13 protein-coding genes are annotated in these 15,623 nt (G+C 60.7%); 7 read left to right on the plus strand and 6 right to left on the minus strand.

Annotated elements, in window-relative coordinates:
* Nucleotides 1–71: 71 nt before the first annotated feature.
* From ACFSKT_RS28985 to ACFSKT_RS28995, 3 genes are all read right to left on the minus strand, one after another.
* Nucleotides 72–1,409 carry an ABC transporter substrate-binding protein gene (locus ACFSKT_RS28985; protein WP_377719233.1) on the minus strand — a complete coding sequence of 446 codons (1,338 nt, stop codon included), beginning with the start codon at nt 1,407–1,409 and terminating at the stop codon, nt 72–74.
* A gap of 124 nt (nt 1,410–1,533) precedes the next feature.
* The gene (locus ACFSKT_RS28990; protein WP_377719417.1) at nt 1,534–2,364 is read right to left on the minus strand and encodes a carbohydrate ABC transporter permease; all 831 of its coding nucleotides are present in this window, start codon (nt 2,362–2,364) and stop codon (nt 1,534–1,536) included.
* The gene (locus ACFSKT_RS28995) at nt 2,361–3,242 is read right to left on the minus strand and encodes a carbohydrate ABC transporter permease (protein ID WP_377719234.1); all 882 of its coding nucleotides are present in this window, start codon (nt 3,240–3,242) and stop codon (nt 2,361–2,363) included. Before ACFSKT_RS28995 ends, ACFSKT_RS28990 begins: the two co-directional genes overlap by 4 nt.
* Before the next feature lie 231 nt (nt 3,243–3,473).
* Between ACFSKT_RS28995 and ACFSKT_RS29000 the strand changes: the two genes are divergently transcribed.
* The 7 genes from ACFSKT_RS29000 to ACFSKT_RS29030 all read left to right on the plus strand — a co-directional run bounded on the left by ACFSKT_RS29000 (nt 3,474) and on the right by ACFSKT_RS29030 (nt 11,495).
* Nucleotides 3,474–5,330: a cache domain-containing sensor histidine kinase gene (locus tag ACFSKT_RS29000; protein ID WP_377719235.1), complete on the plus strand. Its 1,857-nt coding sequence runs from the start codon at nt 3,474–3,476 to the stop codon at nt 5,328–5,330.
* A 3-nt stretch (nt 5,331–5,333) separates the two neighbouring features.
* On the plus strand, nt 5,334–6,932 hold the full coding sequence (locus ACFSKT_RS29005; protein WP_377719236.1) for a response regulator transcription factor: 1,599 nt from the start codon (nt 5,334–5,336) through the stop codon (nt 6,930–6,932).
* 403 nt (nt 6,933–7,335) lie between these two features.
* Complete coding sequence (locus tag ACFSKT_RS29010) at nt 7,336–8,412, plus strand: ABC transporter substrate-binding protein (RefSeq protein ID WP_377719418.1); 1,077 nt, start codon at nt 7,336–7,338, stop codon at nt 8,410–8,412.
* An 87-nt stretch (nt 8,413–8,499) separates the two neighbouring features.
* On the plus strand, nt 8,500–9,438 hold the full coding sequence (locus ACFSKT_RS29015) for an ABC transporter permease (RefSeq protein ID WP_377719237.1): 939 nt from the start codon (nt 8,500–8,502) through the stop codon (nt 9,436–9,438).
* Between the two features lies 1 nt (nt 9,439).
* Nucleotides 9,440–10,234, plus strand: coding sequence for an ABC transporter ATP-binding protein (locus ACFSKT_RS29020; RefSeq protein ID WP_377719238.1), 795 nt, complete (start codon nt 9,440–9,442; stop codon nt 10,232–10,234).
* A gap of 200 nt (nt 10,235–10,434) precedes the next feature.
* Nucleotides 10,435–10,590 (plus strand): hypothetical protein, encoded by a 156-nt coding sequence (locus tag ACFSKT_RS29025; protein ID WP_377719239.1) that lies wholly within the window; start codon nt 10,435–10,437, stop codon nt 10,588–10,590.
* A 107-nt stretch (nt 10,591–10,697) separates the two neighbouring features.
* Nucleotides 10,698–11,495, plus strand: coding sequence for a hypothetical protein (locus ACFSKT_RS29030; protein WP_377719240.1), 798 nt, complete (start codon nt 10,698–10,700; stop codon nt 11,493–11,495).
* 275 nt (nt 11,496–11,770) lie between these two features.
* On the opposite strand, the gene ACFSKT_RS29035 is transcribed toward ACFSKT_RS29030, so the two are convergent.
* The 3 genes from ACFSKT_RS29035 to abc-f form a co-directional block, all read right to left on the minus strand.
* Nucleotides 11,771–12,988 (minus strand): MFS transporter, encoded by a 1,218-nt coding sequence (locus ACFSKT_RS29035; protein ID WP_377719241.1) that lies wholly within the window; start codon nt 12,986–12,988, stop codon nt 11,771–11,773.
* Between the two features lie 5 nt (nt 12,989–12,993).
* Nucleotides 12,994–13,437, minus strand: a complete 444-nt coding sequence (locus ACFSKT_RS29040; protein WP_377719242.1) for a MarR family winged helix-turn-helix transcriptional regulator — start codon at nt 13,435–13,437, stop codon at nt 12,994–12,996.
* A 150-nt stretch (nt 13,438–13,587) separates the two neighbouring features.
* Nucleotides 13,588–15,585 carry a ribosomal protection-like ABC-F family protein gene (gene abc-f / locus ACFSKT_RS29045; RefSeq protein WP_377719243.1) on the minus strand — a complete coding sequence of 666 codons (1,998 nt, stop codon included), beginning with the start codon at nt 15,583–15,585 and terminating at the stop codon, nt 13,588–13,590.
* Nucleotides 15,586–15,623: the final 38 nt, after the last annotated feature.

Genomic DNA, 15,623 nt, shown 5'->3' on the forward strand with positions numbered 1-15,623 from the left:
TTTGTCGTGCGCTTCTTTTCTATAGAAAAAACACGGCATCCCCGAAGGAATGCCGTGCCATAGTCGCGCGATTAACGTTTGACGATATCCGCAACGGCTTTGTCCAGCTTGCCGAGCAGCTCATCGCCGCTGATTTGCTTGCCGAGGTACTCCTGCATTGCGGAGCCCCATTGCTGCGTGATGCCGTCCGGGAAGCGGTCCCAGTTCCAGCCTTTGACTTGATCCGCATGCTCTTGCGCGAAGGTCGCGAAGTCGCCGCCGATTTTGCCGATGGCCGCCGTGTCCGGCGCGATCGTCGATACGGCCGGGATGAATTTGAAGTCCGTCGCGATGTATTTCTTGCCCGTCTCGGAGCTTACCATCCAGTTCAGGAACGCTTTCGCTTCTTCCGCGTGAGCGGACTTGTTGTTGACGATCCAGTTGTTCGGCACGCCCGTGAACATGTACGGCTTCGCGCCAAGCGGTACCGGCATCATGCCCAGGTTCAGCTCCGGATTCACTTCGTCCACCATGCCTTGAATCCAGTTACCGTGTTGGATCATGGCGTATTTGCCCGCCGAGAACTCCGCCACTTGCGTGTTGTAGTCCGTTGTCAGCGCGTTCTTCTGGCCGTTCGCGAACATGATGTCGACCAGGCGCAGCCAGTCTTTCATGACCGGATCGTCTTTGAACGTCGCCTTGCCTGCCTTCACGTCCTCGATGAACGTCGCCGGATCTTCATGGTTCGCCAGCGCGATGTTCAGCGTGTGAATACCCATCGACCACCACTCGCTCGTCAGCGCGAACGGCGTGATGCCCGCGTCTTGCAGCTTCTTCGTCGCCGCTTCCAGCTCGTCGAGCGTTTGCGGCAGCGCCGTGATGCCCGCTTTGGCAAACAGGTCTTTATTGTACGTGAAGCCGTAAGCTTCGAGGTTCATCGGCATGCCGAGCAGCTTGCCGTCGCGCGAGATTTGCGCTTTGGACGCTTCGACCAGATCCTTCGCCCATGCTTCGCCGCTCAGGTCCGTCGCGCGGTCCACGTAAGGATCGAAGCCCGCCCAGCCCGCGGAGTTGAAGATCTCAGGCTCTTCGCCCGCCGCAAGCTCTGCCTTGAGCAGCGCGCTGTAGTCTTCGCCGCCGCCGTGCGTTTCGACTTCGACTTTCACGCCTGTCTCTTGCTCGTACGCCTCGGCCATCTTTTGCAGCGCTTCGGCGATTTCGACCTTGAATTGGAATACTTTGATCGTGACGTTCTCTTTCTTTGGTTCTTCTGCTGGCTTCTCCGCGTTCGTCTGGCCGGCGTTCGTCTCTGTATTGCTCGCTGTGCCCGCCTGGTTGTTGCCTGCGTTGCCGCCGTTGTTGCCATTGCCGCAGCCCGCCAGTACAACGAACAGCGCAGCGGTCAGCAGCATCGTGATCCCCTTTTTCATCCTGTAAACCCTCCTAATCATCAGTGCGAATCCGTGATTACATCGTCATTATAAGTTGGAAGCGCTTCACGCCGACACCGAGAAAATTGAACGGTTGAGGTGGAAAATGTTGAACATTTTCCGCCTAGCCTTTAACCGACCCCGCCGTGATGCCCGCGATAATATGCTTCTGCAGCAGCAGGAAGAACGCCACGACCGGAATCGTGGACAGCGTCAGCGCCGCCATCGCCAAATCCCATTTTCGTAAATACTGCCCGAAAAACTTCTGCACGGCAAGCGGAATCGTCGTGAACGAATCGTTGATGACGAGCACCGGCAGCAGGTAGTCGTTCCAGATCCACAGCACGTTCAAAATGATAACGGTCATCGTAATCGGCTTCAGCAGCGGAAACACGATGCGCCCGAACACGCCGTATGGGGAGCAGCCGTCGACGACCGCCGCCTCCTCGATCTCCAGCGGCACCGACTTGATGAAGCCGTGGTAGAGGAACATCGAGAGCGGAAGGCCGAAGCCGAGGTAACAGATAATGATGCCGTGCAGCTCGCCCCGCAGGTTGAACATCGCCGTCACCTTCATGAGCGGGAGCATGATCGATTGGAACGGGATGATCATCGCGGCTACCAGCACGTTGAACAGCACCTTGTTGAACAGCGTCGGCCGGCGAACCAGCCGGTAGGCCGTCATCGAGCTGACGACGACGAGCGCCAAGACGCTGAGACCCGTCACGACGACGGAGTGCATGAGCACGGTCGGGAAATCGATCGCGACCCAAGCGCGTCGGAAGTTGTCCAGGCTGAACGCCTCCGGCAGCTTCGCCGCATTGAGCAGAATCTCCGGCAGCTTCTTGAACGAGTTGTTCAGCAGGAAGTAGAACGGCGCCAGGAAGACGAGGGCCAGCACGATGCCGAGCGCTTCCAGCCCGAACGTGCGCTTCGCGTATTTCTCCTCCACTATGCCTCCACCTCCCGTTTCTTCGTTGTCCATACTTGGAGCAGCGTGATGAGCGCCACCGCGAAGAAGAAGATCATCGCCTTCGCCGTGCCCAGACCGTAGCGGCCGTTGGTCAAGCTTTCCTTGTAAATGTTGAGGGCGATCGATTCCGTCGCGTTGCCCGGACCGCCGCCGGTGAGCGCCAGATTGAGATCGAACATCTTGAACGCGTTCGACGTCGTCAGGAACAAGCAGATCGTGATCGCCGGCATGATCAGCGGCAGCGTGACGCTAAGCAATATCCGCCAGCCGCTGGCGCCGTCGATGCGAGCCGCTTCCATGAGCTCCTTCGGTACATTGAGGATCGCCGCGACGTAGATGAGCATCATGTAGCCGGCGGTCTGCCAGACGAACACGATGACGATGCCCCAGAAGCCGGTCGTCGGCGTGCCGAGCCACGGCAGTTCGAAGAATCCTATTCCCGTGCTCTCCCCGATCGACGCGAAGCCGCGCACGAAGATGAAATACCAGATGTAGCCGAGCAGAAGGCCGCCGATGACGTTCGGCAGGAAGAAAATCGTGCGCAGCACGCCTTTCAGCTTCAAATTGCGGGTCAGCAGCAGCGCCAGTCCGAACGCGATCAGGTTCGTCGCGACGACCGCCGCTACCGTGAATTTGGACGTGAACCAGAATGACGACCAGAACCGTTCATCGTCCGTGAAGATGCGCGTCAAATTATCCAGGCCGACCCAATCGGCTTTATCGACCCCGTCCCAGTTCGTGAACGTGTAGTAAAAGCCCATAAAGAACGGCAGTAAAATAATGAGGGCGAAGAACAGGAGACCCGGTCCGACGAAGACGGTCTGCTGCATCCATTCGCTCCATTGTTTGCGTTTCACCATAACGCGCGATTCCCCTCCCCATATACGCTCTATCTGACTCTAGTATAAAATCCGGCGCGCCCCCGTCACACCGAGGATGATGAACAGCTAGGTGGAATATATTGACCTCCGGCGTCGGATCGGTTACTGTTTAACCAACTGAAGCACCAGCGGCGCAAAGCGGCATGCCGCCGCATGCTTCGCAAAATGTAAGCGCATTCGAAGCAACGGAAAGGTGTGGTCGACCCGTCTATGTCCGGCATTGTTCCTTTTAAAAATACGATCCGCAACCGGCTCATGCTGCTGCTCCTCGCGGCAACCATCCTGCCGATCACGACCTCTATGATCATCTCCTACAACGCGACCAAGTCGTCGGTGACGGAAGAATCCGTCGCCATGAACACCCGTCTGCTGTCGCTCGGCAAGACCAATATCGTCAACTACATGAACAACATCAACCAGAAATCGCTCGCCGTCTACAACGCGATGAACGTACCGCGGTCGCTCTATTACCTGCTCGAGCACGACATGGAGGACGAGGTGTTCCCGAACGATTTGACCGACGTCATCCGCAACCGGAATTTGCTGAAGGACCATCTGTACAACATTTATCAAAGCGTGCAGGAGTTCCACCAGGTGCGGCTGTACGTGGTGAAGACGAACGCGACCTACCTGCTGCGCAACAGCGACATGAAGGTCGGGGAGACCGAGAAGCTGCCCCGCGACGCCGAATATACGGGCAAAACGTCCATCGAGCCGACGCATCTGAGCCATCTGTACGGCCTGACCTTCAAGACCTCGCAGCCGGAGGAGCCCGTCTTCACGCTGCACCGCCCGATCTTCCGCGCGCCGAGCGACGAGCTGCTCGCCCGCCTGTCGATCGACGTGAAGCTGTCCGTGCTGCAGGATCTGAACCGGCAGCTGTACGACGAAGCCGAACGGCTCTACATCGTCGACAAGTCCGGCCGGGTGGTGCTCGCTTCGCAGGACGCCAAGCAGGAAGAGGTGCTGGAGTGGTTCACCAAGGTCCGCCGCGCCGACTCGGACAGCGGCTATATCGACCAGAAGAGCAGCGATTTCAAGGGGATGATCTTCTACGACCGCATCCAGACCGATTACATGGAGTGGTACCTGGTCAAGCTGTCGCCCTACACGCATCTGTACGAGCGGGCCGGCAGCCTCGCGCGGATCAACGCCGGCGTCACCATCGGCTTCCTCGCGATCGCGGTGCTCGCGACGCTGTACGTCTCGCTGCGCATCACGCGCCCGCTCCAGCGGCTGATCGGCTACGTGAACAAGATCGAGACCGGCCATCTGAACGTCAACATCGATATTCAGAGCAGCGACGAGATCGGCTTGCTCGCGCGGCGCTTCCGCTCCATGATGCAGACGATCAACAACCTGATTCTCAAGGAATACCGGCTCGAGATCGCCAGCAAGACGAATCAGCTCAAGGCGCTGCAGGCGCAGGTGAACCCGCATTTCCTGTACAACGCGATGCAATCGATCGGCACCGTGGCGCTGCAGCACAAGGACATGCAGGTGTATTCCCTGCTCACCTCGCTCGGCAAAATGATGCGCTATCAGATGAGCACCGAGAGCGCCGTCGTGGAGCTGGCCAAGGAGTTCGATTACGTGCAGGCGTACCTCGATCTCCAGAAGCAGCGGTTCGACACCGGGCTCGAAGCGACGCTGCGCATCGATCCGCGGACCAAGGGCGTGTTCGTGCCCAAAATGATCCTGCAGCCGATCGTCGAGAATTTCTTCAAGCACGGCTTCGTCCCTTCGGAGGCGGAGCCGGCGCGACTGCTCCTCGTCAGCGAGCTGCTGGAGGACGGCAGCTTGTCCATCCGGATCGAGGATAATGGCAAGGGCATGACCGAAGCCCAGCTGGAAGCGGCCGCGCAGGCGCTCGCCGCCGGCGACCAGCCGCTGACGCAGGGCGGCGCCGTGGCGCATATCGACGAAGGCGGCATCGGCTTGCGCAACGTGCTGTCGCGGCTGCGGCTGCATTTTCACCCGTCGTCCACCCTGGAGCTGTATGCGGTGCAGCCGCACGGCTTGGGCGTACTGATTCATATTCCGCTTGAGGAAGGAGCCGTGCTGTAGCCGATGAAAGCATTGATTATCGATGACGAGAAACACGTCCGGGAGGCCGTCAAGCTGCTGGTAGACTGGGAGGCGCACGGCATCGGCACGGTGCTGGAGGCGTCCGACGGCGCAGCGGCGACCGCGACGATCATGGCCGAGCGCCCGGAGATTATATTCACGGACATGATGATGCCGAATATGGGCGGGGTGGAGCTGCTCGCCTGGACGGCGCGGCATGCGCCGGAGAGCAAGGTGATCGTCATCAGCGGGCACGACGACTTCGAGTTCGTCCGCCAGACGCTGAAGCACGGCGGCATCGACTACATCCTGAAGCCGATCGATCCCGCACAGCTGGCGACGGCGCTGGGAGGGGCGATCGCCAGCTGGCGGGCGGACGAGGAGGCGCGCCGGCGCGACCAGCATCACGGCAGCCAAATCCATCAGCTGAAGCCGGTCTACTTGGAGCAGTTCCTCTCCTCGCTCGTCACCGATCCGAGCGCTTCCTCCGGGGCCGGCGAGACGCTTCGCCAGGAATTCGGCCTCGACACGGCGCCCGCGCGCGGACGCATCGCGCTGCTTAGTCTCGAGCCCGCCTCGGACGCGATCCGACAGAAGTTCGCCGCCGGCTGGGATCTGCTGTACTTCGCGCTCTTGAACATTTGCAACGAATTTCTGCGCGAGCGGCGCATCGGATACGCCTTCCGATGCCGCGGCTCCGAGGGCGAGATTGCGCTTCTCTTCTGGGGCGAGGCCGAGGACGCGGCGGGCGTGCTTGCCGAGATCGACGCGGCGATCCGGCGAACGCTGAAGACGCGGTTCGCCTTCGGCATCGGCGATCACGCCGCGCTGCCCGCCGAGCTTAGCGTCTCGTACCGCCAGGCGCGAGCCGCGCTCGCCCGCCGCAACCTGCTGGACGCCGGCGCTTGGTGCCATCGGTACGCGGGAGCGGCCGCCAAGACGGACGCGCCGCTGTTCAACGATTACGAGGAACGCGTCCGGTATGCCGTGCAGAGCGGCCAGCCCGCCCAGGCGGAAGCGGCGCTCGCGCCTTGGTTCGACGCGATGCGCGCGGCGGAGTGGATCTCGCCCGAGCAGCTCCAGCTGTGGCGGCAGGAGATCGCCGTCGCCAAATCCGTCTGGCTGCGCGAGCGCAAGCTCGAGCGGGACGGCGGATCGGCCGCCCTGCAGCTGCCGGCCGACGAGAAGGGCGTCTTCGATCTGACGGCGTGGCAGCGGCTCGTCATAGACGAGGTCGGCGAGGCGGCGCTCGCATGCTCGGATGAACGCCAGACGCACGGCAGCATCCACGACATCGCGAAATACATCGAGCAGTTCGCGCATGAGGACATCTCGCTGCAGACGATCGCGAGCCGGTTCTTCCTCAGCCGCGAGTACATCTCGCGCAAATTCAAGCAGGTCATGAACGAGAACGTCTCGGATTACGTCACCCGCGTCCGCATCGAACGGGCGAAGGCGCTGCTCGCTTCCCCGCAGCTGCGCATCTCCCAAGTGTCCGAGAAGTGCGGCTTCCAGGACGAGAAATATTTCAGCAAGGTGTTCAAAAAGCAGACCGGCTGCTCGCCGGGCGAATTCCGCAAACAGATGCAGGAGCGCGGATAACCGCCATTTGATCACCAAGCAGATCAAGGCGTATCTCGGCATCGAATCTTGGGTTCAGGCTTGAAGTGCGGTGCTCATTTAGATCTGCCTTAACTGCGCTCCTCCTTCTTCGCCGTCATGCCACCTTCTCGGTGCCGAAATGTCGACTTGTTGAACTCGCACATATAGTAGTTTCATATATTTACATTATTTATATACGATTGACGAAACTAGAGTCCGGCTTTAATATAAAAATAATCGAATTATTTCAATTTTTGCGTCCGGCAAGCTAGCGATAATTGGAAAAGCATGACAGTTATTTTATTGTGCTGAATGCTTTTTCTTTTTACTTTTTTGCTTTTATGAGCAAAAGCGTTAATGCCGCGCCGCCACATTGCGTCACATGTAGAGAGGGGTAGAATTCATTTTGAAAAAGACGACCTGGTTTGCGCTAGTCCTGTCCGCCGTCCTCCTGATTGCAGGCTGCGGCAGCAAGAACGAAAACACCGGCACCAACGCGAACGCCAATAGCGGCGCGGGCGAGCAAACGGAGAACGCCGCTTCCGGCACCAATGCCGCCGATGACAAAACGTACACGATCGCCATCTCCCAAATCGTCGAGCATCCGTCGCTGGATGCGACCCGGGAAGGCTTCCTCGCCGCGCTCAAAGACGGCGGCCTGATCGAAGGCGAGAATCTGAAGGTCGACTACCAGAACGCGCAGAACGACCAGACGAACAACACGACGATCGCCCAGAAGATCGCCAGCGACAAGCCGGACCTCGCGCTCGGCATCGCGACGCCTTCGGCGCAAGCGCTCGTGAAGAATATTACCGATTCCCCGGTGCTGTTCGCGGCCGTGACGGACCCCGTCGCTTCGAAGATCGTGGACAACCTGGATCAGCCGGGCGGCAACGTGACCGGCGCCTCCGACACGAACCCGGAAGCGACGACGAAGCTCGTCAGCTTCATCGCCGACAATTTCCCGAACGTCAAGAAGGTCGGCCTGATCATCAACGAAGGCGAAACCAACGCCGTCATCATGGCCAAGAAAGCGGAAGAAGAGTTCGGCAAGAAAGGCATCGAGCTCGTGAAAGCCGCTGTCACGAACACCTCGGAAGTGCAGCAGGCCGCTGAATCCCTGATCGGCCGCGTCGACGCGTTCTACATTACGCTCGACAACGTCGTCGTTACGGGCGCGGACGCCATCTTGAAAATCGCGAAGAAAGAGAAGCTTCCGTTCTTCTCCAGCGACCGCGATACCGTCGAGAAAGGCGCATTCGCCACCGTCGGCTTCAAGTACTACGACCATGGCTACCAAGTCGGCCAAATGGCGGTCGACGTGCTGAAGAACGGCAAGAACCCGGGCGAGATGAAGGTCATGATGCAGGAGAAACTGGACTTGATCATTAACGCCAAGGCCGCTGCCGATTACGGCATCGAGCTGACCGACGCGATGAAGAGCGCCGTGGCCGATCAAGCGGAGAACCTGATTCAATAAGCACGCACGAGGGTGAACGTCCTTGAAGTTCACCCTCTTCTTTTGTTTTCGTTCGTAAAATCCCACTCTTCCAGGAGGTTATCCACCATGATCGACTCCATGACCGGGGCGGTGCAGATGGGGCTGCTCTACGCGCTGATGGCGCTGGGCGTCTACATCACGTTCCGTATCCTTGACTTTCCCGATTTGACCGTCGACGGCAGCTTCACGACCGGCGGCGCCGTCGCCGCGGTGCTCATCTCGCACGGCACGTCCGTCTGGCTCTCCGTCATCGTCGCGTTCTTCGCCGGCGCGATCGCCGGCTCCATTACCGGCCTGCTCCATACGAAAGGCCGCATCAATGGCCTCTTGTCCGGCATCCTGATGATGATCGCGCTCTACTCGATCAATCTGCGCATCATGGGCCGGCCGAACGTCTCGATTCTCGACACCGACCCGCTGTTCACGTCGATCGAGAACATCTGGGTGAAGCTCGTCGTCATCGCGCTGTGCGTCCTCGCGATCAAATTCCTGCTCGACGCGTTCCTGCGCACCGATATGGGCCTCGCGCTGCGGGCGACGGGCGACAACGCCCGCATGATCCGCAGCTTCGGCGCCAATACCGACACGACCAAAATTCTCGGCATCAGCCTCTCGAACGGCCTCGTCGCGCTCTCCGGCGCGCTGATCGCGCAGCAGACCGGCTTCGCGGATAGCTCCATGGGCATCGGCATGATCGTCATCGGCCTGGCGTCCGTCATCATCGGCGAAGCGATCTTCGGTGCCCGCACCGTGCTGCGCGCCACGCTCGCGGCCGTGCTCGGCTCTATCGTCTACCGGATCGTCGTCGCCCTCGCGCTGCGCGTGGAGTGGCTCGACACGTCGGACCTTAAGCTCATCACCGCCATCATCGTCATTATCGCGCTGCTGCTGCCGACCGTCCGCCGTTCGGTGAAACAGAAGAGCATGGCGAAGAAGCGCGCGGCGGAGCTTGCGTCCGCCGCCCCGATCTCGCATCCAGGTCAGTCCGCAGGAGGTGCGCGCTAAGATGCTGCAGCTATCGAACGTATCCAAGCTCTTCTTCCCGGGCACGCCCGACGAGAAGGTCGCGCTCGTGAATATCAACCTGACGCTCAATCCCGGTGATTTCGTCACCGTCATCGGCAGTAACGGCGCCGGCAAATCGACGCTGATGAACGTCATCTCCGGCGTCATGACCCCGGACATCGGCACGGTCCATATCGCGAACACCGATATTACCGGCGAACCGGAGCATAAGCGCAGCCGGTGGATCGGCCGCGTGTTCCAGGATCCGATGGCCGGCACCGCGCCGAACATGACGATCGAGGAAAATCTCGCGATGGCGCATACGCGCGGCAAATCCCGCGGCCTCTCCATCGGCGTCACGGGCAGCAAGCGCAAGTTCTACTATGAGCAGCTCGGCCGCCTCGGTCTTAGGCTGGAGAGACGGATGCGCGCCAAAGTCGGCCAGCTGTCCGGCGGCGAACGCCAGGCGCTCAGCCTGCTTATGTCGACCTTCACCAAGCCGCAAATTCTGCTGCTTGACGAGCATACGGCCGCGCTCGACCCGGCCCGCGCGGAAGTGATTACACGGCTGACCGAGAGCATCGTCCGCGAGATGAAGCTGACGACGCTTATGGTCACGCACAACATGGAGCAGGCGATCCGTCTCGGCAACCGCCTCATCATGATGGACAAAGGCCGCATTATCCTCGACGTCAGCGAAGAGCGGAAGAAGGATCTGACCGTCGAGCAGCTGCTCGGCGAATTCGAGCGGATCAGCGGGCACAAGCTGTCCGACGACCGCGTCGTGTTCGGCTAAGGCGGCACGCCTCGAAAGACATTCACGCATAACGTCTCTGCCCTGCGCGCATTGTTGCCAGCGGCAGAGACTTTTTTTATTTCGCGCACGTTCGCTTCCATAGGCGTCCGATGGGCGACCGACCGGGCTAGTGCCGCGTTTGTCCACGCCTTCTGTCGGGTACAGTATCGGTAGACGAGAATACGAGGAGGGGCCCACGAATGAAAGTGATCATCACGGTCGCCGAGGCGATGGAACGGAACATTTGGCCGGACATTCTGAGGCTTTTCGGGCGCGACGCCGAGGAAGAGATGTGGCCGGGCGAGGAGTTTATTTTGACCGAAGAGCAAGCGAGACGACTGGGGCTGCTGCAATAGCAGCCCTTTTGACGTTGATGGACTACCCTCGCTTCTATGCTTGGAGGAGCACCGAATCTGGATATACTAGCACAAGATCATGACAGCCGCAGGAGGCGTTGCATCCGATGACCGATTGGAAAATGCGGCTGGCCAGCGGGTGGAACGCCGTCCGCTTCGCCCTGCGAAGCCGGCTTCGCATCCGGCTGGGCCGCGTACGGCTGAAACCCGCGCCGAAGGCGCATTTGTACCCGGACGCCGCCACGAAACGCCAAGAACGCGAGCTGCTGGAGACGTATGAGTTCGGTCGCTGGCGCGAACTGCTGGGCCTCTCCGACTACCAGCTCAATCTGTACCACCTGGATTTCCTGCGCTGGCTCCAGCCTGAGCTGCAGCCGCATCTTCCGCGCGCCCTCCGGATCGTCGACGTCGGCAGCCGCACGTTCTATTACGCGCCCGCGCTCTTCCGCTTCTTCCGCCGCCATTACGAGGTTGAGTCGCTGACGGGCATCGAGCTGGACGCGTATCGCCGCTACCCCAACGGCTTTACGGCCTACGATTACGCGCAGGCTTATTTGCGGGAGCTGAATGAACCTGACGTCATCCGTTACGAGGCCGTGGATTTCATGAGAGCGGAAGCCGCCTATAACGTCTGCACGCTCTTCCTGCCGTTCGTGACGCCGGACCCGCTGCTGCATTGGGGATTGCCGCTCGCCACGTTCCAGCCGGCCCGCTTGATCGAGCATGCGTATCGCCAGCTGGAGCAGCCTGGCGTGCTGATCGTGACGAACAAGGGAGCGGAGGAGCAGCAGAGCTTGCACCGTTTGCTGCGCGAGGCCGGGATTCCGTTCGAAGACCGGGGACCGTTCACGTCCGCCTTCTATGCTTACGACGTGCCGCGTTACGTGACGCTGGTGGTGAAGTGACAAAAGGGCTGCGCCCTTCGAGAACCTCCTTTCTCCCTCCCCCTTCCCCCTCCGCCGAGGGGAACCAAAGGGCTTCCGCCCTCTGGACACCCGTTTTTCGTTCTAGCTCGATTGTTCGCGGTTGGCGGTTTGCTTCGAGCTAGGCACGCTTTTGTCCTTGCGGACAAAGCTTCATACCTCGCGGACATGCTTTACTTATTCACAAGTCTCCATCAATTATCGTTCCAAATTAACAAAAACCGAGCCCCTGAAAGAGTCTCGGTTGTGCAGACCGTTTAAGCGTGCGGCGCGGTCGTCATCGCGGACGAACGATTGTTATTTCTGCGGTGATGCAGCACGTAATACATGACGCCGGAGCAGGCGACGATGATGCCGCCGATGATATACATCGTGTGGTAGCCCGTTCGGGCCGACACCATGCCGAGCACGGAGGAGCCGATGCCGTAGCCGGCGTCGAACAGCAGGAAGAACGTCCCCGTCGCCAAGCCGCTGCGGTGCGGCTCCGCCGATTGGATGGCGATCGTCTGGAAGCTCGGGAACAGCGCGCCATAGCCGAGGCCAAGGACGGCGCCCATCGCGAGGAACATCGGCAGCGAATGCGCGCCGCCGAGCCCCATCATGCCGAGCGCGAACAGAACGACGCCCGGATAGACGAGCGGATGCGGGCCGGAACGGTCGTACATTTTGCCGGTGAACGGACGGGACAGGATGATCATGAGCGCGAACACCATGAAGAAGACGCTCGCGTACGCGCTTAAGCCCAGCGACTTGGCATAGACCGAGAGGAACGTCGTGATGGCCCCATAAGAGAAGGCGAGCACCGCCCCGGTCAAGCCGATCGGCACGGCGGCCGGCTCGATGAACCGGCGCCAGCCCTTCGGCGAAGGCCCCGGCTTGCGCGGCAGGCGCGCGGGAATGCGGACGCTCAGCCCGCAGGCAAGCCCGCACAGCGCCAGCGCGAAACAAGTACCGAACAGCAGCAGGTTCGAGCCGGTCTCCGCGATCATGAGGCCGATGGCTGGTCCTCCGACCATGGCCAAGCTCATGAATAGGCTGTAATAGCCGACGCCTTCACCTTTGCGGGCGGCCGGCACCAGGTCCATCGCGATCGCGCCGATCGCCGTCGCGCCTATCCCGAAGCTGATGCCGTGGACGAGCCGCAGCGCCAGCAGCCATGCATAGCTGTCTACCAGCAGGTAGAGGCCGCTGCAGACGAAGAATAAGGCCAGCGAGATCAACACCAGCGAACGCCGGTTCACCTCGTCCAGCCACTTGCCCGCAAGCGGCCGGAAAATCAATGCTGCGACGACGAACACCGTCATCACGGGGCCGATCTGGTTTTGGCCGCCGCCCAGCGTATCGGTGACGAAGATCGGCAGCGTGACCGCCAGAATATAGAAGGTCATAAACAAAAAGAAGCTGCTGAAGCAGACCGCGACGAAATCGCGGCTCCAGAGCTTCGGCTTGGATACAGATGCGTTCGGTTCGCGCATGTTGTTTATTCCCCCCATTGTTCAATGGCTCTCTCGGCCGATAACGTGACCTGCTTGAGCAAGCGCCGAAGCTGCGCCACGTCTTCGCCGTTCAATCCGCCGAGCACCGATTGAATAACTTCCTTCTCGATCGGCAGCAGCGTTTCGTTCAGCTCGCGGCCTCGAGGCGTGATGTACGCGAGGAAAGACCGCCGGTCGGCTTCGTTCGCCTTGCGGACCGCCAAGCCCTTGCGCTCCAGCTGATCCAGGATGCGCGTAATGTTGGTCTGATCCTTCTCGGATCGTCTGGCCAGCTCCTTTTGGCTGATGCCATCCTGCTCGTAGAGCCGGTTCAAGACGCTCCACTGCTCGGTCGTGATATCGTAGGGCTGGTAACGCAGCGCGAGCAGCAGCGTAAGCCGTCGCCCGGCATGATTGATCATAAATCCTAACGAGTCGTCGATTTGCATGTTTGCACGCTCCACTCAATTACTTGCTGTAGCAATTATATGACTAGCAACTAAGTCCGTCAACCTTCCTTTGAATGCCCTCGGTCACCAGTAAGCGCAAAAAAACCTATGGGAATCGCATCCCATAGGTTTAGTATGGCCGTTCGTATGCTATCCTTCGAGCGCCTCAAGGGCCAGCCACCGCTCGTACAATCGGTCCAGCTCCTGCTGCTCCGTCTCCCGCTGCGTCCAAACCCGCTCCGTCTCCGCATGGTCGCCCGAGACCCTCTCGCCGCTCAGCGCCTCGTCAAGCCGCGCCAGCCGTTCCTCCGCCTGCGCGATCTTGCGCTCCAGACGCTCGCGCAGCGCCAGGTTCGGTTTGCTCTTGCGATCGGGCCGCACGCTTGCGCCGTCGCCGCTAACCGCCCGGGTCTGCGCATGGCTGCTCGTCGCATCCGATTCGGAAGGTGAGTCTGCTTCGCGCGCCGTATGCACCCCTGCGCCCACGGGTTCTGTCTCTCCCGACTCCGTCGCCTTCCTTCTCCCGCGTTCCGCCTCGTAGTCGTCATAACCGCCGAGATAAGCGGTAATCCGGCCTTGCTCCAGCACCCACACCTTCTCCGCCAAGCGGTTGATGAAATACCGGTCGTGCGTGATGGCCAGCAGCGTGCCGGGGTAATCGTCGAGCGCTTCCTCGAGCGCTTCTTTGGAGGCGATGTCCATATGGTTCGTCGGCTCATCGAGAATGAGCACGTTCGGCTTCCGCAGGACGAGCAGCGCGAGCCGCAGCCGCGTCCACTCCCCGCCGGACAGCTGGCCGACCTGCTTGAACACGTCCGCGCCGTAGAACAGGTACTTGGCCAGCCGCGAACGCGCCTCGCCTTCCTCCAAACCAGCTGCCTCCCGGAAATAGGCGAGCACGCTCATCTTGCCGTCCTCGGGGTAGTCCTGCTGCGCCAAATAGCCGATGTCGACCCGCGCCCCCCATTGCAGCACGCCCGCATCCGCCTGCTCGTGGCCGAGCAGGAGCTTGACGAGCGTCGATTTGCCCGCGCCGTTGCCGCCGATCAGCATGACCCGCTCGCCGTACTCCAGCAGGCCGTCCGCGCCCCGCAGCACTTGGTTGCCGCCGTATGCCTTCCGCACGTCATCGAAGTGCAGCACCCGCGAACCGGAACGGTCCGCCTGCCGCAGGTCGAACGCCGCGCCGCGCCGCTCGAGCACGGGACGCTTCAGCTTCTCCATCCGATCCAGCGCCTTCTGCATCGACGCCGCCCGCCGGAAGAACTTCTCGTTGCCGCCGACGCGCCCCCACTCCTCCAGCTGCCGGATCGTCTCCTTCATCTTCTTGATCTGCTTCTGCTGCTCTTGGAATTCCGCGAACTGGCGGAGCAGGCGTTCCTCCTTCTCCTTCGCGTACCAAGTGTAATTGCCATGGTAGACGGTCGTCTCGCCGTCTTCGAGATCGATAATCTTCGTAACGACCCGATCAAGGAACGTACGGTCATGCGAGACGATCAAACAGGCGCCGCTGTATTGCTTCAAGAACGATTCGAGCCACTCGATGCCGGCCAGATCCAGGTGGTTGGTCGGCTCGTCGAGCAGCAGCAGCTCCGGCCGCCGGACGAGGAGCGACGCCAGGCCGATCTTCGTCTTCTCCCCGCCGGACAAGGTGCCGAATCGGCGCGCGTATACAGCCCGGTCAATCTGCAGTCCGCTGGCCACCGCGTCGATCCGAGCATCCAGCTCATAGCCGCCGCCCTGCTCGAAGCGCTCTTGCGCCTTCGCGTATTGACGAAGCAGGGCATCCAAGTCGCCCGATGCCGCGGCATCTGGGCCCGACATGGCCGCTTCGAGCGCCCGCATCTGCTCGCGGCATTCGAGGAGCGCCTGGAATCCGAAGGCGAGCGCGTCGTAGACCGTCCGCGACTCCCATTCCGCCGGGATTTGGGCCAAATAGCCGATGGTCGCGTCTTTCCGCACCGTCAGCTGTCCTTCGTCCGGCTTCTCCGCCTTGGCAATTAGTCGCATGAGCGTCGATTTGCCGCTTCCGTTGCGGCCGACGAGTCCGATCCGCTCCCCGTCATGGATTTCGAACGTGGCATTCTCCAGCACCAGCTGCGCGCCGTGATATTTCTTCGCTTGTTGGCTATTTATCATCAATGTCATTGTCAGTTCCTCCTAAGGTTGGAGAGACCCTGACCTCG

It is taken from the genome of Paenibacillus xanthanilyticus (genome assembly GCF_042682185.1).
Lineage (GTDB): Bacteria > Bacillota > Bacilli > Paenibacillales > Paenibacillaceae > Paenibacillus_Z > Paenibacillus_Z xanthanilyticus.